Genomic DNA, 18,555 nt, shown 5'->3' with positions numbered 1-18,555 from the left:
TGTGCGGCGGTCGACCAGAGTTGGCGCTTTAGCACTTACTCCGGCCCCCATGCAGAGCACTTACTCTGGTCCCATGCCGCGTCGGCATCGGCGTTCTTGCGCGCGTCGTGACCGACCGCGTACTCGCAGACGTCGCCCGTCATCCATGCGACGAACGCATTCGACGGCAGCTCGCCCGCATCGACGCGATCGCGCACACGCGGCGGCGTCTCGAAGATCACCTTGCCCTCGGGCTGGACATCGAGCCACACCGTTTCATTGGCGAGATTCAATGCGATCGACAGCGTCTCGCCGTCATCGAGCTTCCAGCGCGCGACGAGCGCGTTCGCATCGTGTCCGCCGTTCGCCTTCAGCACGGCCGCGCCGAGCGGCTTCGCACGTTGCAGGCGCGGCGCGATCAGCTTCGCGCGCACGGCCAGCGCCGACTTGTAGAAGTGCATCCATTCGAACGATTCCTTGTCTTCGGGCGTGTCGTTGCTGCGCGCGGTTGGCGGCGACGACTTCGCGAACGTCCGCGGATCGTTCGGATCGGGAATCAGCGCGCGGCGCTTTTCGTCGGCGAACGCGGAGAAGCGCGCGAACTCCTTGCGGCGTCCTTCGCGCACGGCGTTCGCGAGTTCGCCCGTGTAGTCAGTGAAGAACAGGAACGGCAGCTTCGAGCCGTACTCTTCGTCCATGAACAGCAGCGGAATTTGCGGCGAGAGCAGCAGCAGACCCGTCGCGGCGAGCAGCGCATCGTCGGCGCACAGCGCGCGCAGACGCTCGCCCATCGCGCGATTGCCGATCTGATCGTGGTTCTGCAGGAACATCACGAACGACGCGGGCGGCAGATGGCCGCTCGGCTGGCCGCGCGGCTTGCCATGATGAATCGGCGATGGATCGCCCTGATAGCCGAAGCCGCTGCCGAGTATGCGCGCGAGCTTGTGGATCGGCTGATCGGCGTAAGCGGCGTAATAGCCTTCGTGCTCGCCCGTCAGCAGCACGTGCAGCGTGTTGTGCGCGTCGTCGTTCCATTGCGCGGTGAAGTGCGTGTCGAGCAGGTTCGCCGTATTGCGCTCGTTTTCGAGCACGAGATGCACGTGGCGTCCGTGCTGCACATGCGCGCGTACGTGATCGGCGAAACCGCGCAGCCACGCGTCGTTGTCGATTGCATGCACGGCGTCGAGGCGCAGGCCGTCGATCCGATATTCGTTGAGCCAGTACAGCGCGTTGTCGCTGAAGAACTCGCTCACTTCGCTGCGCTCGAAGTCGATAGCAAGGCCCCACGGCGTGTGCGTGCCTTCGCGGAAGAAGGGCTTCGCATACTGCCGCAGATAGTTGCCGTCCGGGCCGAAGTGGTTGTAGACCACGTCGAGGAACACGGCGAGGCAGAGTCCGTGCGCGGCATCGATCAGCGCTTTCAGGTCGTCGGGGCGGCCATACGCGGAGTCGGGCGCATACGGCAGCACGCCGTCGTAGCCCCAGTTGCGCTGGCCCGGAAAGTCATTGAGCGGCATCAGCTCGATTGCGGTGACGCCGAGCGCCGCGATCTCGGGCAGACGCTTCGTCACGCCCGCGTAGCCGCCCAGCGCGCCGACGTGCAGCTCGTACAGCACCGTCTCTTCCCACGGGCGTCCGCTCCAGTGCGTGTGCTGCCAGTGGTAGGCGCGCGGGTCGATCACTTCGCTCGGGCCGTGCACATCCTGCGGCTGGAAGCGCGACGCGGGGTCGGGCACCAGCAGCGCGCCGTCGAGCTTGTAGCGATACAGCGTGCCCGCGCCGCATTCGGCCTCCGTTTCAAACCAGCCGTTGCCTGTCTGGTTCATGTCGAGCAGGCCCTTCGCGGGGCCGCTTTCGATCATCACCTGCACTTTCGCGCACGACGGCGCCCACAGCCTGAAGCGCGTGCGCGGCTTCGCGCTCGCCGCGCCGAGCAGCTGCGCGCCGAACGGCAGGCAGTGCGCGTGATGATGCGCGTGAGGGTCGATCGGACGTTCATGCATGATTGTCACCATTCATCGGCGTGCCCATCGATGTGCTTATTCGTGTGCTCATTGACGGCCCGTTCGTGTGTTCATTCGTGCGTTCGTTCGTGCGCTCATTCCCGTGTCGATTCGCGCGTTGATTCGGATGGTTCCGGGTCGGGCATCGACGTGCCCGGGTCCGGCGGCAGCGCCGTCAACAGACGCGGGCCGTACTGCGCACCCGCGCGCCAGCTCGCCTGCCAGTCCGCGTCGCCCGTGGGCTGCGCCGCGAGCACGACCATGCTGTGCGCCGCGACCTCCAGATCGGGCGCCGCGAGGGGAACGGGCGGCGCGTGAGGGTCAGACGTATCGATGAGCACGTGCCATTCCAGGTGCGGCGGGGGCGGCGTGAAGCGCACGGCCGCCGCCGACGCGTTCAACATCATCAACAATACTTCCGTTTCTTCGTTCAGGCCCGGACCCGCGCGCCGCAGCGTGAACGCGCGGCCTTCGGGGTCCTGCCACGCTTCGATCGTGAGCGCCTCGCCGTTTTCGTCGAACCAGCCGACGTCGTAGAGGCCGGGCAGCACCTCGCGGTCGCCGAACAGGAAGCGGTTTTCGCGCAACAGCGGGTGCTGTTTGCGCAACGCGATCATGCGCGCGAAGAACATGGTCATTTTGCGCCCGTGAGGGAGCGCGGCGCGTTCCCAATCCATCCACGAGATTTCGTTGTCCTGGCAGTACGCGTTGTTGTTGCCGCGCTGGGTGCGGCCCATTTCGTCGCCAGCGAGCATCATCGGCGTGCCGAGCGCGATGAAGAGCGTCGCGATGAGCGAGCGTGCGACGCGTTCGCGCGTTTCGGCGATGGCGGGATCGTCGGTCGGGCCTTCAATGCCCCAGTTCGAGCTGCAGTTTTCGTTGTGGCCGTCGTTGTTGTTCTCGCCGTTCATCTCGTTGTGCTTTTGCGTGTACGAGATGAGATCGGCGAGCGTGTAGCCGTCGTGCGACGCGACGAAGTTGATCGACGCCGTAGGCTTGCGAAAGCGCCGGTTGAAGAGATCCGCCGATCCCGTCAGACGCGCGGCGAGATCGGGCCGCATGCCGGCGTCGCCGCGCCAGAAGCGGCGCACCGAATCGCGGAAACGGTCGTTCCATTCGGCGAAGCCGGGCGGATGATTGCCGAGCTGATAGCCGCCGGGGCCGATGTCCCACGGCTCGGAAATCAGCTTGCGCTGCGACAGGATGGGGTCCTGACGCAACGCGTCGAAGAAGCCCGATCCCGGATCGAAGCCCGAGTGCTCGCGTCCGAGCGTGACGCCGAGATCGAAGCGAAAGCCGTCGATATTGAAGGCCGTCGACCAGTAGCGCAGCGAGTCCATCACCATTTGCAGCACGCGCGGGTGAGGCAGATTGAGCGTGTTGCCGCAGCCCGTGTCGTTGATGTGATGCCGTTCGTCGCCGGGAATCAGGCGATAGTAGCTGGCGTTGTCGAGTCCGCGCCACGACACGGTGGGGCCCATTTCATTGCCTTCGCACGTGTGGTTGTAGACGACGTCGAGTATCACCTCGATGCCCGCCGCGTGCAGTTGACGGACGGCGATGCGCATTTCGTCGAGCCGGTGCGAGGACAGATACGACGGTTCCGGCGCGAAGAACGCGGCCGTGTTGTAGCCCCAGTAGTTGCGCAGTCCGCGCTCGACGAGAAAGCGGTCGTTGAGAAACGCGTGGACGGGCAGCAGTTCGACGGCTGTGACGCCGAGCTTGAGCAGATGTTCGATGAATTCCGGCGATGCGAGCGCGGCGAACGTGCCGCGCTCGGGCGCGCGCAGGTCCTTGCGCAGCATCGATGCGCCGCGCACGTGCGTCTCGTAGATGACGGTTTCGTTCCACGGCACGTTGGGGCGCTTGTCGTGGGACCAGTCGAATGCTTCGTCGACGACGACGCACTTCGGCATTGCGGGCGCCGAGTCTCGCCGGTCGATCGACAGGTCCATTCTGTTCGAATGAACGCGATAGCCGAAGAGCGCATCCGACCATCTGAACTGACCGATGAGCTTTCTCGCGTAGGGGTCGAGCAGCAGCTTGTGCGGATTGAAACGGTGCCCGTTTTGCGGCTGATAGGCGCCGTGTGCCCGGAACGCGTAGACGGTGCCCGGGTGCGCGTGGGGCAGGTAGCCGTGCCAGATCTCGTCGGTGCATTCGGGCAGTGCGTAGCGTTTGAGTTCCTTTCGGCCTGTCGGCTCGAACAGGCACAATTCGATTCGTTGCGCGTTCGCGGAGAAGACCGCGAAGTTCACGCCCAAGCCGTCCCAGCTCGAACCCAAGGGGTATGGGTTGCCCGGCAACAGTCGGTCTGGTAGTACATGGGACATGGTTTTCCTTTTTTTGTCTGCGACTGCTGTTTTGCCTTTATCGCGGGCGTCTGCGATTTTGTTCTGGTTTTTATGGCTTGCCGCCGGCATCCGCGATGCGTCGGTTTGCTTTGCCCTTCGCCGGCATCCGCGATGCGCCTCGCGGCGCGGGCGTTGCCCCTGTGCGGGGCGGCACCTACTTTTCTTTGCAGCGGCAAAGAAAAGTAGGCAAAAGAAAGCCGCTCACACCGCCAATGCTTGACGTTTACCCACGGGCCCTCAACGTCCCCATCGTTCACACCGCAACGTACTTGCCTATGTGCGTTGCCAACGCACTACTAAGCGCCTCACCTGCATCGTGCACCCGAATTACGGCTCGCGACATCGAAGGTCCCCGGCCCCTTTGCGGCAAACTGTGTGTAGGCATTCGCACCAAACAGGAAACCCTCGCTACGCGATACGCCGCATAGTGCGGGCGTTGCCACGTACAACACAGCAACCCATATTCACTACCGACATGGGGCGCCAAAACGTTCGATGCCCTTAGCTGTGTCACACGTGCGTGAAGTGGGTGAGGCGTTTAGCCAGAGCGTTGGCGACGAACATTAGCGAGCACACTGTCGTATGAAACACGGGGACGTTGAGAGCCCGTGGGTAAAGGTCAAGCACTGGCGGTGTTAGCCCGCTTTCTTTTGCCTACTTTTCTTTGCGGCGGCAAAGAAAAGTAGGTGCCGCCCCGCACAGGGGCAGCGCCCGCGCCGCGAGGCGCATCGCGGATGCTGGCGGCAAGCCATAAAAACCAGAACAAAACCGCATCGCGGATGCCGGCGGCAAGCCATAAAAAATCAAAACAAAACCGCATCGCGGATGCCGGCGGCAAGCCATAAAAAATCAAAACGAAACCGCATCGCCGGCGGCAAGCCATAAAAACCAGAACAAAATCGCAGACGCCCGCGACAAGGGCAACAACAAACCTCAATCTGCCCGGAGTACTACCGTCCCCAACGGCGGCAAGATCAATGAAGCCGACTGCGGCCGCCCATGCGCCGCCACCTCTTCCGTATAGATCACCCCGGCATTCCCCACATTCGACCCACCATAAACACCCGCATCGGTATTCACGACTTCGACCCAACGCCCCGGACGTGACATGCCGACCCGATATCCCTGCCTCGGCACCGGCGTGAAGTTGCAAACGGTAATGAGCTCGCGCCCCGCGCCATCCACGCGCCGCCACGCAAACACAGAGTTCTCGGTGTCGTCGCCGACGATCCACTCGAACCCGCCAGGCTCCGAATCGAGCCGATGCAACGCAGGCTCCTCGCGATACAGCCGGTTCAGATCGCGCACCAGCCTCTGCACGCCGTGATGCATGTCATCGTCGAGCAGATGCCAATGCGGCGAGCCGTCGTGATCGAATTCGGCCATCTGCCCGAACTCGCCGCCCATGAACATCAGCTTCTTGCCCGGATGCGTCCACATGAACGCGAAGTACGCACGCAGGTTCGCAAACTTCTGCCAGCGGTCGCCGGGCATCTTGCCGAGCAGCGATCCCTTGCCATGCACGACCTCGTCATGCGAGAGCGGCAGCACGAACTTCTCGGAGTACGCATACACCATCGCGAACGTCATGTTGTGGTGATGCCACCGGCGGTGGATCGGGTCCTCGTGCATGTAGTGCAGCGTGTCGTGCATCCATCCCATGTTCCACTTGAACTGGAAGCCGAGCCCGCCGTCCTCCGTGCGCGCCGTCACGCCAGGCCATGCCGTCGACTCTTCCGCAATCGTGATCGCGCCATGCACGTCCGGCATATGCTGCACTTCATGATTCAGCCGCTTCAGGAACGCGATCGCTTCGAGGTTCTCGCGGCCGCCATAGATGTTCGGCACCCATTCGCCCGCTGCGCGCGAGTAGTCGCGATACAGCATCGACGCCACGGCGTCGACGCGCAATCCGTCGACGTGATAACGCTTGAGCCACGCAAGCGCCGATGCGATCAGGAACGCGCTCACCTCGTTGCGTCCGAGGTTGTAGATCATTGTGTTCCAGTCCTGGTGATAGCCCTCGCGCGGATCGGCGTGCTCGTAGAGCGGGGTGCCGTCGAATTGCACGAGCCCATGCGAATCATTTGGAAAGTGCGCGGGCACCCAGTCGAGTATCACGCCGAGCCCCGCCTCGTGCGCGCGGTTCACGAAGCCCGCGAACTGCTCCGGCGTGCCGAAGCGCGCCGACGGCGCGAATTGCGACAACGGCTGATAGCCCCATGATCCGCCGAACGGATGCTCGGCAACCGGCATGAACTCGATATGCGTGAAGCCCATTTCCTTCGCGTACGGAATCAGGCGGTCTGCAAGTTCTGACCAGTCGAGCCCGCGATGCCCTTCCTCGGCGATACGCAGCCACGACTCCGCATGCACCTCGTAGACCGAGATCGCGGATTGCACCGTCTGCTTCGCCGCGCGCGTCCGCATCCAGTCGCCGTCCGTCCACGCAAAGCGCTCGACTTCATCGACATGCGCAACCAGGGAGGCCGTCGCGGGCGGCTTCTCAGTCTGCATCGCGCAAGGGTCGGCCTTCAGCGGCAACGGATGGCCGTCGCGCGTCAGCATCTCGTACTTGTAGCGCGTGCCCGCGCCAATACGCGGCACGAACAGCTCCCACACGCCCGCCTGATGACGCATCCGCATCGGATGCCGGCGGCCGTCCCACGAGTTGAAATCGCCCACCACGGAGACGCGCCGCGCATTCGGCGCCCACACGGCAAAGCGCACGCCCGGCACGCCGTCCATCGTCCAGGGCCGCGAGCCGAGACATTCGAGCACCGCATACGGATCGCCCCACGCGACGCGCTGCAATGGCTCGTCGCCGAGCACGGGGCCGAACGAATACGTGTCCTCGATTTCCTGAACGGGACCATGCCAGTCGATCCGCAAGCGATACGGCACGGCCTCGCTGACGGGACCCGCGAACAGGCCGCCCGGATGCAGCGGCTCCAGTTCGCCGAGCAGTCTGCCGTCATCGCGCGCGATCACCGACACGCGTGCCGCGTTCGGCTGCATCACTCGCACGACGGGACGGCCGCTCGTGTGATGCATGCCGAGTTGCGAGAACGGATCGTGATGGCGCGCATCGACGAGCGCATCCAGGTCCACGCGATGCAGACCAGCCGCTTCAAGCTGAACGTCGTGTTGCTCATTCATAGTCACCCTCCGATGCGGCGGGAGGCGTGGATGCGTCGTCGGCGGGCGGCTCCGGCGGCGCGCCCGTGTCGCCGAGCAGGCGGCTCGTCAGCGCGGCGAGCCCGCGCACCGGCAAGCTGAGCCATGCGGGCCGGTTGGCTGCTTCATAGCGGATTTCGTAGGCGGCCTTCTCGATCAGGAACAGGTCGAGCAGCGCCTGTTCGTGCTCCGGCGCGACGAGCGGCTGCGACGCGGCTTCCGTCGCGGCACGATACTCGTCGAGGAACGCTTCGGCGGCGGCCTGGCGGAAGCGGTCGAAGAGGGCGCGCTTGCGATCGGCCGTCATCTGCGGCGCGGCTTCCGTCGACGATTGCGCGGCGGCGCTCGCATATGACAGCGAACGCAACAGGCCAGCCACGTCGCGTAACGGGCTCGACTTCGCACGGCGTTCTTCGAGTTCGCGCGCGGGCTCGCCCTCGAAGTCGATCAGGAACGCGTCGCCTTGCGACACGAGCACCTGGCCCAGATGGAAGTCGCCGTGAATGCGCGTGCGCAGCGCATGCGCGTCCGGCGTCACGAGGTTCGAGACGGCTTCGACCAGCTTGTCCTTGCGATCGAGAATGCTGCGCCCGAGCAGCGCGCCGTCTTCCGTCAGATGGTCCACGTTTTTCTCGAGCAGTTCGAGCGCCGCAGCAAGCATCGTCTGCGTGCCGTCGATCCATGCCTGCACGTGCCCCGCGTCGGCGGGCTCGGGCGCGAACGCAGGGTTGTCGGAAGGCGTCGCGAGCGCGACGTGCAGCTCGCCCAGGCGCTTGCCGATGATGCCCATATACGAAGCGTAGCCTTCGATCGCCTCTTCCTCGTTCACGCGGTCCTGGCTCGCCTGATTCGGATCGCCGCTCTCGACGGCGAGCGCGAGCTCGTCGACGGAACGGCGCAGCGTGTCGAGCGCCCAGTTCCATGCATCGCCCTGGTTGTCGACGAAGCCTTGCAGGATGCACAGCGTATGCGGCACGTCCTCGGGATCGATGCGCACGACTTCGCCATACAGCGGCGCGGTGTTCGCATAGCCGAGCTGCGTCAGGTAGCGGCTCATCTCCGCTTCGGGATGCGTGCCCTTCAGCAGACGTCGCACGAGCTTGAGCACGATCTTGTCGGCGATCACGAGCGAGCTGTTGCTCTGTTCGGCCGCGAGCCAGCGGATTTCGGGCTGGTCGCCGAGATCGAGTTCCGCGAAACGGTCGGTCGGCACGAAGTGGATCGTGCTCTTCTGCACGGTCGGCACGGCGGCGCGCTCGCGCATCTTGCGCAGCACGCCGTACGCGAATTGCGGCAGCGCGAAAGCATCCGTCAGATGGCCGACCGTGCGGCCGCGCCGCACGCGCGCGAGCGCGAGTTGCATGAAGAGCGGCGTCGTCGTGTCGGCGCCCCACGTGATGGCGATCGGCAGCACATAACGCTCGGTGTGCTTGCCGACATCCGCTTCGATTTCGGTGAACACAAAGCCCGCTTCGGGAATCGTCGTGAGCGCGGCGAGCCGCACCGCGTGCATCTTCTGATCCTTCGATGCAAACCAGCGCCGCCGTCCCAGCCACGACGGCAGTACTTCCGATTCGAGCAGCCGCACGTTCTCGGGCGTCGGGCCCGTTTGCCCTTCGCGGATCACGATGGTCACGAAGTCGGGCAACGGTTCAGAGGGCGCCTGGCTCCATGTCGGACGGCCTCCGTCCGCACAAAGAAGGAACCACAGAAAGCCGTACGGCGGGAACGTCAGCAGATAGGTCAGCTGGCCGATTGCGGGGAACACGGAGTCGGCCGTCATTTCGATCGGCACCGCGCCGTTGAATTCGGACAGATCCAGTTCGACGGCCTGTGGCGCGCGCGACAGGTTCGCGACGCACAGAATGGGCGGCTCGCCGGGCAGCTCGCGCAGATACGCGAGAATCTTGCGGTTGCTCGGCTTCAGGAAGCGGATCGTGCCGCGCCCGAAAGTGTGATTCGAGCGGCGCGTCGAAAGCATGCGGCGCGTCCAGTTGAGCAGCGAATGCGGATCGCGGCTCTGCGCTTCGACGTTGACGGCATCGAAGCCGTACAGCGCGCCCATCACGGGCGGCAGCACGAGCTGTTCGGGATCGGCGCGCGAGAAGCCGCCGTTTCTGTCGGACGACCACTGCATCGGCGTGCGCACGCCGTCGCGGTCGCCGAGGTGGATGTTGTCGCCCATGCCGAGTTCGTCGCCGTAATAGATGACGGGCGTGCCAGGCATCGACAGCAAGAGCGAGTTGATCAGCTCGATGCGCCGGCGGTCGCGCTCCATCAGCGGCGCGAGCCGGCGGCGGATGCCGAGGTTCAGCCGCGCGCGCCGGTCGCTCGCATAGGTGTTCCACAAGTAGTCGCGCTCGGAGTCCGTGACCATTTCGAGCGTGAGTTCATCGTGATTGCGCAGGAAGATCGCCCACTGGTTCGTTTCGGCGAGATCCGGCGTCTGCTTCATGATGTCGGTGATCGGGAAGCGGTCCTCGCTCGCGATCGACATGTAGATGCGCGGCATCAGCGGGAAGTGGAACGCCATATGGCATTCGTCTTCATTGCCGAAGTATTCCTGCACGTCTTCCGGCCACTGGTTCGCTTCGGCGAGCAGCATCCGGTTCGGGTACTCGGCGTCGATGGTCGCGCGGATCTTTTTAAGCACCGCGTGCGTTTCCGGCAGGTTCTCGTTGTTCGTGCCCTCGCGTTCGACGAGATACGGCACGGCGTCCAGCCGCAGACCGTCGATGCCCATGTCGAGCCAGAAGCGCATCACCTGCAGCACTTCGCGCATCACGGCGGGGTTGTCGAAGTTCAGGTCGGGCTGGTGCGAATAGAAGCGATGCCAGTAGTACTGGCCCGCGACAGGGTCGTGCGTCCAGTTCGACGGCTCCGCGTCGATGAAGATGATGCGCGTCTCTTCGTACTTCTTGTCCGTGTCGGACCACACGTAGTAGTTGCGATGATTCGAGCCGGCCTTCGCGCGGCGCGCGCGCTGGAACCACGGGTGCTGGTCTGACGTGTGATTGATGACGAGCTCGGTGATCACGCGCAGGCCGCGCGCGTGCGCTTCCTGAATGAAGCGCTTGACGTCGCCGATCGAGCCGTAATCGGAATGCACGCTCCTGTAGTCGGCGATGTCGTAGCCGTCGTCGCGGCGCGGCGACGGATAGAACGGCAGCAGCCAGATCGCGCTCACGCCCAGTTCCGCGATGTAGTCGAGCTTCGCGATCAGGCCTGGGAAATCGCCCACGCCGTCGTTGTTCGCATCGAAGAACGACTTGATGTGCACCTGGTAGATGATCGCGTCCTTGTACCAGAGCGGATCGTCGGCAAGCATCGAGACCTTGCCGCGGCGCGCCCTGCGAGGTTTCTCGGGCACAGCGGCCGTCGTATCGGTGATATGCGCTTGCGACGTGCTTTCCGCGGGATCGTCACGTTTCATATCGCACCTGCAATTCGTTGATCAGTATGTCGTTGGCTGTCGGTTCCGTGTCTTCGGGAACCTCGTCGCGCGGCAGGCCGCCCGCCGGCGCAATGCGCCAGATCGAGAAAGGCCGCAAGCCGGGATTGAGCCGCACGTGTTGCCATCTGCCATGCCATTGAAACCGCTCGCCCGTCATCTGGTCGATCACGTCGATGGCTGCGTGATCGTGCAGGCCCCAGCGGTTGAACGTCGTCCACGACAGTTCGATATCGGCGCCCTGTTCGTTGTACGGATCGAGATTGATCGCGACGACGATCACGTTGTCGCGCGCCTCGGTGGCTTTTTCGAAGAACAGGATGTGATCGTTGTGCGCGGGCAGGAACGTGAGATTCAGATGCGTGTGCAGCGCCGGATTCGTGCGGCGGATACGATTCAGCTCCGTGATCTCGCCGACGATATTGCCGGGCCGATTCCAGTCCCACGCGCGGATCTGATACTTCTCCGAATCCAGATACTCTTCGCTGTTCGGCAGCGCGGCCGCTTCGCACAGTTCGAAGCCGCTGTAGACTCCCCAGAGTCCCGAGAGCATCGTCGCGAGCGCGGCGCGGATCAGAAAGCCCGGACGTCCCTGCGCTTGCAGATGGCGCGGGTTGATGTCCGGCGTGTTGACGAAGAAGTTCGGCCGGAAGAATTCGCGCAGATTGGTCTGCGTGAGTTCCGTCAGATACTCGGTGAAATCGCGCTTCGACTCGCGCCACGTGAAGTACGTGTACGACTGCGAGAAGCCGAGCTTCGCGAGCCGCGCCATCACGCGCGGGCGCGTGAACGCTTCCGACAGAAAGATCACGTCCGGGTGACGCGAGCACACGTCGTTGATCATCCACTCCCAGAACGGGAACGGCTTCGTGTGCGGATTGTCGACGCGGAAAATGCGCACGCCCGCATCGACCCAGAACAGGATCACGTCGCGCAACGCGATCCACAAATCGGGCTTTGCGTCGCGCGCGTAGAAGTCCGGGTTCACGATGTCCTGATACTTCTTCGGCGGATTTTCCGCGTAACGCAGCGTGCCGTCGGGACGCCATGCGAACCATGTCGGATGCTGCTTCAGCCACGGGTGATCGGGCGAGCATTGAATCGCGAAATCGAGCGCGATTTCAAGGCCCTCGTCGTGTGCGGCGGCGAGCATCCGCTTGAAGTCGTCGAGCGTGCCGAGTTGTGGATGCACGGCATCGTGGCCGCCCGTTTCGCCGCCGATCGCATACGGGCTGCCGACGTCGTCGGCGTTCGCCGTCAGCGTGTTGTTGCGGCCTTTGCGATTGGCGAGGCCGATAGGATGGATCGGCGGAAAGTAGAGCACGTCGAAGCCCATGTCGCGGATGCGCGGCAGCTTCGCGATCACATCGTCGAACGTGCCGTGACGATGCTGGTCGTCGCTCATCGAGCGCGGGAAGATCTCATACCAGCTGCCAAAGCGCGCCTGGGCGCGTTCGGCGTCGATCCGATACACGATGGCATCGCGCGACAGGCCCGGCCGGTGACGCGCGGCGGCGAACGCTTGCGCCGTCGCCGGCGCGAGCACGATCGTGAGCCGCTCGCCCGTGTCGGCCTTCATGAATTCCTTGGTGATCGCTTCAAGCTGCTTCGGCTGCGAGCCCTCGGCCGTTTCGGCTTCGGCCAATGCGAGCGCGAACAGATGCTTCGCCTCTTCGAGTTCGAGATCGACGGGTTGATCGGCCTTCAGCTTCTTCTGCATGTGATCGACGAGCGACGCGAAATCGTCGCGCCACGCTATCACCGTGAACTCGTGCCGCCCGATGCGTTCGAGCGGAACGCGCGCTTCCCAGATGTCGTTGCCGGCGGGCTGCGCGGGCGTCATCGACACTTCGTGCCATGCCGTTTCGTCGGCGGCGCGCCAGATGACGGCGGCCGCGATCTTGTCGTGGCCTTCCGCGAACACGGCCGCCGTAACGGGCACACGCTCGCCGACGATCCGCTTCGCAGGGAAGCGCCCATGATCGACGGCGGGCGACACGCTTTCGATCGCCACGCGCGATGTCGCGATCGCGTCCAGCACGCTCTTGTGTCCCGAAGTCTTGTCGTCGTGCTTCTTGTCGATGGGCGGCGCGAGCAGCACGGGCTTTTCGGCGACGCCGCGAAACAGCCGGCAGGCGCCCGGCGCGAGCGTGAAGGAGCCAAGCGGCTGCGGCGCGCTGCGCGTCTCCGTGCCGAGCGACACGAAGCGCGTGAAGCTGCCGGGCACGCCGTCGAGAAAGCGCGCGGGATCGACATGCACGGGCATGCCGAGTTCGGGATTGATCGCGATCAGCACGGCTTCGCCCGCGTTGCGCAGATCGCGCTGATCGCCGCGCATCAGGATTGTCGCGTGCGTATCGGGGCTCGACAGCGAGCACAGCTCGCCGTTTGTCTGCAGCGCCCACGTGTCGCGGGAAACGGCGTTCGCGTGGCGCACGCGCTCCGAGAGATCGAAGCGCGCCGCGCCGCGCTTGCTCGCATACTCGTCGGCGTTGCCGAGCGTGTGCGAGATCGGCTCCGCGATGCCGTACTCGAAGCCCATCGGCATCAGCCAGCCGGTGCCCGTCGATGCCGCCATCAGCAGCGCACGCCGGTACGCGCGCTCGACGATGGCCGAATCGTGCACGTGCGAAAGATCGGCGGCGAGCCGCGTGCCGTATGGCGCTTCGGGAAAGGCGACGGGCGAGCCGACGCGCATCAGCACCGCGTGCTCGTCGAAGAGCCATGGCGCGCGAAAGTCCCACCAGCGCGACGACGTGAACACGGCATCGAAGCCCACGCCTTCGAGCGCCGCGATGTCCGCGCGCACGAGCCCGGGCGTCGCGGCGAGAAAGCGGGTCGACGGATGTTGCGACGAGCGCACGGCATCTTCGAGACGCCGCCATGCGAACGCGGGCACGCGATGCGGCGAATCGAAACGGAAGCCGCCGATGCCCGTTTCCGCGAGCGCATCGAGCGTATGCGCCCACCAGTCGATCAGCGGCGCGGCGGCCTGGTCGTTGCTGAGGTTCGCATACGCGACGTTGTCTTCGTGGCGCGCGTGACGCGGATCGAGCCGCGCTTCCTCCGGCTCGAACGGATGAAACCAGTCGCGATGCTGGTGGAAGAGCTGGCCGTCGGCGGCCGCGCGATCGATCACGAGATCGACGAGCAGGGTCAGCCCATGCTGGCTCGCGGACTCGGCGAGACGGTGCAGCACGTCGGGCGCGGATTGATCGGTGGCGAACGCAGGGTGCAGCCGCGCGTGATCGCTGACGATCTGCGCGTGTCCCGCCTGTCCCGGCTGAAACAGCCCGCCGATCAGTACATGATCGAAACCGAGCGCGGCGGCATGTTCGAACTGCGCGGGCCACGCATCCAGCCGTCCGACGAGGGGGGAATGAACAAAGTAGATCCGCGGCGCATAAGCGTGAGGAGCTTCCATCGGTCGTTTCCAGATTCGTCCTGCTTTGCGGCGTGGATGCACATTCGTACGATCACGACCGCCTATTAGGCTTCAGAGCCGGATGCCGCGCGATGCGTCCTGCGACGGCGCGTATTGCTCAATGTAGTGCATTGATCGAAATGCCGCGCGCCAGTTCAAAGCGTCTGATTCGGACTGGCCGATCTGAACAGGACGTGCGCCATGTCGCCCGTCCGGCACCCGTCGGCAGGCGGTAAAGGAGCAAGCGCTATGCCAGAAGGCGATGCAGTGCGGACAAGACAGGCAAGGCGATGTGAGCGCGGACGAAGGCTGGCGCGCTCGCATACGGCGCGATGAAACAGCGCGCTCGCATCGCCGTTCATAGGAATCGCGATGCGAGGCTTGAGGGCGACGTGTAAATCGGGCGTGTCGTGCGGCGGCTGTTACATGGCGGGTTGTTACGGCGTCGCGCGGCGTGCGAACGTGCAAATGCGCAGCGGGCCGGTGCGGCGCGAAGCGCCTGGCGCCGCCTGCCGCAAACGTTCGGCTACGAGCCGAGCAGCCCCGCCGCCATGTTGATGCACAGCCCGAGCACGGCCACGTTGAAGTAGAACGACAGCACCGATTGCGCGAGCGCCGCGCGGCGTATTTCTCGCGAGCGCAGCACGACGTCCGATGTCTGCGAGGCGACCGCGATCGTGAACGAGAAGTAGAGGAAGTCCCAGTAGTTCGGATCGAGCTTGTGGTCGGGAAATTTCAGCGCCGTTTCCTGCTTGTCGGTCGCGAAGTGCAGGCGCGCGTAGTGCAGCGTGAAGATGGTCGGTATCAGGAACCACGCGCCGATCAGCGTGACGGCCGTCACCACGTAGTGCGAGATGCCCGGCCCCGGCGAGCCGGAGCCGCCTTTCGACGACGCCAGCTCCAGCACGATCGCCGCGATGCTCGCCACCGTCGCGAGACAGATGATGAACAGCACGACCGTCGCGTTCTCGTCCTCGCGCTGCGCGATATCACGCACGCGATCGTGATCGGCGCGGGCCATCTCGATCCACATCAGCGCGATGTAAGTCCATACGGCGACATCCCACGAGACGAGCACGCGGATCATCGGGCGCATCGGCGTGCCCGCGAGCAGCACGCCGATCAGCGCGCCGACAAGGACGCCCGCCATCATGCGCGGGCGGTTGCGTAGTACCTGGGGAAAGACGTTCATGGACGCGCCCTCATGGCAGGATGTTGTGACAAGGGCATGTCGCGAAGCGATGCCGAAGGTTGCGGCGATTCTACGTTTGCATGCAGCATGATTTGTCGAAAAGGGTGCCTGGACGTTATAGTTTTCCCGCAGTTTTACTCAATGGCCTTGCATGCGGCTTTCACGAGATGCGTTGCCTTTTCCGTGGCGCAACGGAAGCACGAAGCACGAACCACGCAACAGGCCGGCGAGGTCAATCATGATCGGGCATCGCCGGAATGACCGGGCATGCGGCGCAATCGCTGGCGCCGCGCGGATGGCTGCACGATCGAAGCGCTCGAACGCGCCCAACGGCCCGACGATTAGAGACCGCAAGACAGCGGCGCAAGACCAGCAAGACCAGTATTGGGGTGGACACACGGCGTGCTCGCAGGGTTCGGCCATTAGCCGGACGGCGCGCACCCGTCGAACGACAAACATCATCTGGAGCCCCCAATGACAGATGTTGAACGACACGCTGCGCGCACGGATGCCGCGCACGCCGGCGAGGCCGCTCATGAGGCCGCTTCCGAGGCGGTGCAAGCGACGGGCATCGACGGCGCGCGGGGCGGTTCCCGTCCCGGCACAGCTTCGGGTTCCGGCTTCATCGCTCGTTCGCCGCGCCGGCGCGCGTGGATGCTCGGTGCGCTCGCATCGGCGGCAGGCTTTGCGTTTTCAACGGCGGCGAGCCATCGCGCCGCGCGCGGCATTGGTCCCATTGCGGGCCTTGAGAGCCTTTCGCAGTTCGCGGGCATCTCGCCCGCCTTCGCCGATACGCTGCCCGCGGGCGGCGGCTTCGATGCGTTCATTGCCCTGTCGGGCAAGCTCACGGGGCACACCAGCTTCGATCCCGTGCTCGGCAAGCGCGCTTACGAAGCGTTGTCCAAGGCGGACAGCCAGTTCACGCAGAACGTCGCCGCGCTCAACGCGTGGCTGCAGACTCACGGCGGCGTGCCATCCGACATCGTCACGCAGGCATTGCAGGCCGAACGGCCGAATCTTGCGAAGACCGTCAGCGCGATCACGCGAGCGTGGTATCTGGGGCTCGTCGGCGATGCGCCGAATGTCCAGGTGATCGCGTACGAAAGCGCACTGATGTTCGAGCCCGTGAAGGACATCCTGACTATTCCGTCGTATTGCCGCGACGTGCCGTTTTACTGGACCCGGAAACCCGCGAATGCGTGAGCGCTGCGCATGCAGCGTCACGCGTTCGTCTCGCACGCCGCCGCTCGCCTTCGATGCGCGCGGCGGGGTCTCCGGACGGGTCGCCACACCCGTGAACAAAACACATAAGCCAGCGGATCGAGCCAGCCGCAGAGGGCAAAGAAGAGGGCAAGGATGGCAAACGCAAATTCCGCCGACGTCGTCGTAGTCGGCTCGGGCGTGGCGGGCGGTCTCGTCGCGCATCAGATGGCGCTCGCGGGCGCGTCGGTGATTCTGCTCGAAGCCGGGCCGCGTCTGCAGCGCGGGCAGATCGTCGAGAACTTCCGCAATTCGCCCGCGAAACTGGACTTCGCGACGCCGTATCCGTCGACGCCTTATGCGCCGCATCCCGAGTACTCGCCCGCCAACGACTATCTGATCCAGAAGGGCGACTATCCGTATAACTCGCAGTATCTGCGGCTCGTGGGCGGCACCACGTGGCACTGGGCCGCCGCGACGTGGCGTCTGCTGCCGTCGGATTTCGAACTGAAGAAGCGGTATGGCGTGGGCCGCGACTGGCCGTATCCGTATGAAACGCTCGAGCCGTGGTACTACGCGGCCGAAGTGCAACTGGGCGTGTCCGGGCCGGGCCCGTCGATCGATCTCGGCTCGCCGCGCTCGAAGCCGTATCCGATGGCGGGCTTGCCGCTGTCGTACATGGACCAGCGCTTCTCCGACGTGCTGAACGCGAACGGCTTCAAGGTCGTGCCCGAGCCCGTCGCGCGCAACAGCCGTCCGTACGATGCGCGGCCTACCTGCTGCGGCAACAACAACTGCATGCCGATCTGTCCGATCGGCGCGATGTACAACGGCATCGTGCACGCCGACAAGGCCGAGCGCGCGGGCGCGAAGCTGATTGCGCAAGCCGTCGTCTACCGTATCGAAGTGGACGACAAAGGGCTCGTCACGGCCGTCCACTACAAGGACCCGAACGGCAACAGCACGCGCGTCACCGGCAAGCTGTTCGTGCTCGCCGCGAACGGCATCGAGACGCCGAAGCTGATGCTGATGTCGACCTCCGACAAATTCCAGCACGGCGTCGGCAACAGCTCCGATCAGGTCGGCCGCAATCTGATGGACCATCCGGGCACGGGCATCGCGTTTCTTGCGAACGAGTCGCTGTGGCCGGGGCGCGGGCCGATGGAGATGACGTCGGTGGTGAACTTCCGTGACGGCGCGTTCCGCTCGGACTATGCGGCGAAGAAGCTGCATGTGTCGAACGGCGTGCCGACGATCGCGATCACGTCGGCGCTGCTCAGACAGGGCCTGACGGGCGCCGAACTCGACCGGCAGATTCGCAACCGTGCATCGCGCCTCGTCGTCATCAACAGCTTCCACGAGCATTTGCCCGAGCCGAGCAACCGCATCGTGCCTTCCGCCGATCACAAGGACGCACTCGGCATTCCACAGCCCGAGATCTACTACTCGATCAACGACTACGTGAAGAAAAGCGCCGCGCACACGCACGAACTGTATGCGCAGATCGCGGGGCTCTTCGGCGGCACGGAGGTGTCGTTCGACGATACGTTCGCGCCGAACAATCACATCATGGGCACGACGATCATGGGCAGCGATGCCGCCGATTCCGTCGTCGATCCCGATTGCCGCACGCACGATCACCAGAACCTTTTTATCGCGGGCAGCGGCGTGATGCCGGGCGCTGGCGCCGTGAACTGCACGCTGACGATCGCGGCGCTTTCGCTGAAGCTCGCCGACAAGCTCAAGCGCGAACTCTGACCCAACGCACGAAGACA

General features: G+C 64.6%; 9 protein-coding genes. 2 read left to right on the top strand and 7 right to left on the bottom strand.

The features are described 5' to 3' along the window. Window positions 1-35 precede the first annotated feature (35 nt). The 7 genes from treZ to AB4Y32_RS17150 form a co-directional block, all read right to left on the bottom strand. Window positions 36-1,982: a malto-oligosyltrehalose trehalohydrolase gene (treZ, locus tag AB4Y32_RS17180; RefSeq protein WP_368722485.1), complete on the bottom strand. Its 1,947-nt coding sequence runs from the start codon at window positions 1,980-1,982 to the stop codon at window positions 36-38. Between the two features lie 95 nt (window positions 1,983-2,077). Then, window positions 2,078-4,315, bottom strand: coding sequence for a glycogen debranching protein GlgX (gene glgX, locus AB4Y32_RS17175; RefSeq protein WP_368722484.1), 2,238 nt, complete (start codon window positions 4,313-4,315; stop codon window positions 2,078-2,080). Between the two features lie 640 nt (window positions 4,316-4,955). After that, complete coding sequence (locus AB4Y32_RS17170) at window positions 4,956-5,273, bottom strand: hypothetical protein (protein ID WP_368722483.1); 318 nt, start codon at window positions 5,271-5,273, stop codon at window positions 4,956-4,958. Beyond that, on the bottom strand, window positions 5,270-7,495 hold the full coding sequence (gene glgB, locus AB4Y32_RS17165) for a 1,4-alpha-glucan branching protein GlgB (RefSeq protein ID WP_368722482.1): 2,226 nt from the start codon (window positions 7,493-7,495) through the stop codon (window positions 5,270-5,272). Before glgB ends, AB4Y32_RS17170 begins: the two co-directional genes overlap by 4 nt. Further along, on the bottom strand, window positions 7,488-10,946 hold the full coding sequence (gene treS, locus AB4Y32_RS17160) for a maltose alpha-D-glucosyltransferase (protein ID WP_368722481.1): 3,459 nt from the start codon (window positions 10,944-10,946) through the stop codon (window positions 7,488-7,490). Before treS ends, glgB begins: the two co-directional genes overlap by 8 nt. Beyond that, on the bottom strand, window positions 10,936-14,388 hold the full coding sequence (locus AB4Y32_RS17155; RefSeq protein ID WP_368722480.1) for a maltotransferase domain-containing protein: 3,453 nt from the start codon (window positions 14,386-14,388) through the stop codon (window positions 10,936-10,938). The genes treS and AB4Y32_RS17155 overlap by 11 nt, the downstream gene beginning before the upstream one ends. A gap of 526 nt (window positions 14,389-14,914) precedes the next feature. Further along, the gene (locus tag AB4Y32_RS17150; RefSeq protein WP_368722479.1) at window positions 14,915-15,580 is read right to left on the bottom strand and encodes a DUF1345 domain-containing protein; all 666 of its coding nucleotides are present in this window, start codon (window positions 15,578-15,580) and stop codon (window positions 14,915-14,917) included. A 474-nt stretch (window positions 15,581-16,054) separates the two neighbouring features. Here AB4Y32_RS17150 and AB4Y32_RS17145 point away from each other — a divergent pair, with 474 nt between their 5' ends. Both AB4Y32_RS17145 and AB4Y32_RS17140 read left to right on the top strand, forming a co-directional pair. After that, window positions 16,055-16,783 (top strand): sugar dehydrogenase complex small subunit, encoded by a 729-nt coding sequence (locus AB4Y32_RS17145; protein ID WP_368722478.1) that lies wholly within the window; start codon window positions 16,055-16,057, stop codon window positions 16,781-16,783. 153 nt (window positions 16,784-16,936) lie between these two features. After that, on the top strand, window positions 16,937-18,538 hold the full coding sequence (locus AB4Y32_RS17140; protein ID WP_368722477.1) for a GMC family oxidoreductase: 1,602 nt from the start codon (window positions 16,937-16,939) through the stop codon (window positions 18,536-18,538). The last annotated feature ends 17 nt before the right edge of the window (window positions 18,539-18,555 follow it).

This window comes from Paraburkholderia phymatum (genome assembly GCF_040965635.1).
GTDB lineage: Bacteria > Pseudomonadota > Gammaproteobacteria > Burkholderiales > Burkholderiaceae > Paraburkholderia > Paraburkholderia phymatum_B.
The sequence above is the reverse complement of the archived record's forward strand: the minus strand, read 5'-3'. Positions and strand labels throughout refer to the sequence as shown.

Excerpts from the sequence above, each read along its gene's own strand:
- treZ (WP_368722485.1), bottom strand. The coding sequence starts at position 1,982 with ATGCATGAACGTCCGATCGACCCTCACGCGCATCATCACGCGCACTGC.
- glgX (WP_368722484.1), bottom strand. The coding sequence starts at position 4,315 with ATGTCCCATGTACTACCAGACCGACTGTTGCCGGGCAACCCATACCCC.
- glgB (WP_368722482.1), bottom strand. The coding sequence starts at position 7,495 with ATGAATGAGCAACACGACGTTCAGCTTGAAGCGGCTGGTCTGCATCGC.
- treS (WP_368722481.1), bottom strand. The coding sequence starts at position 10,946 with ATGAAACGTGACGATCCCGCGGAAAGCACGTCGCAAGCGCATATCACC.
- AB4Y32_RS17155 (WP_368722480.1), bottom strand. The coding sequence starts at position 14,388 with ATGGAAGCTCCTCACGCTTATGCGCCGCGGATCTACTTTGTTCATTCC.
- AB4Y32_RS17150 (WP_368722479.1), bottom strand. The coding sequence starts at position 15,580 with ATGAACGTCTTTCCCCAGGTACTACGCAACCGCCCGCGCATGATGGCG.
- AB4Y32_RS17145 (WP_368722478.1), top strand. The coding sequence starts at position 16,055 with ATGACAGATGTTGAACGACACGCTGCGCGCACGGATGCCGCGCACGCC.
- AB4Y32_RS17140 (WP_368722477.1), top strand. The coding sequence starts at position 16,937 with ATGGCAAACGCAAATTCCGCCGACGTCGTCGTAGTCGGCTCGGGCGTG.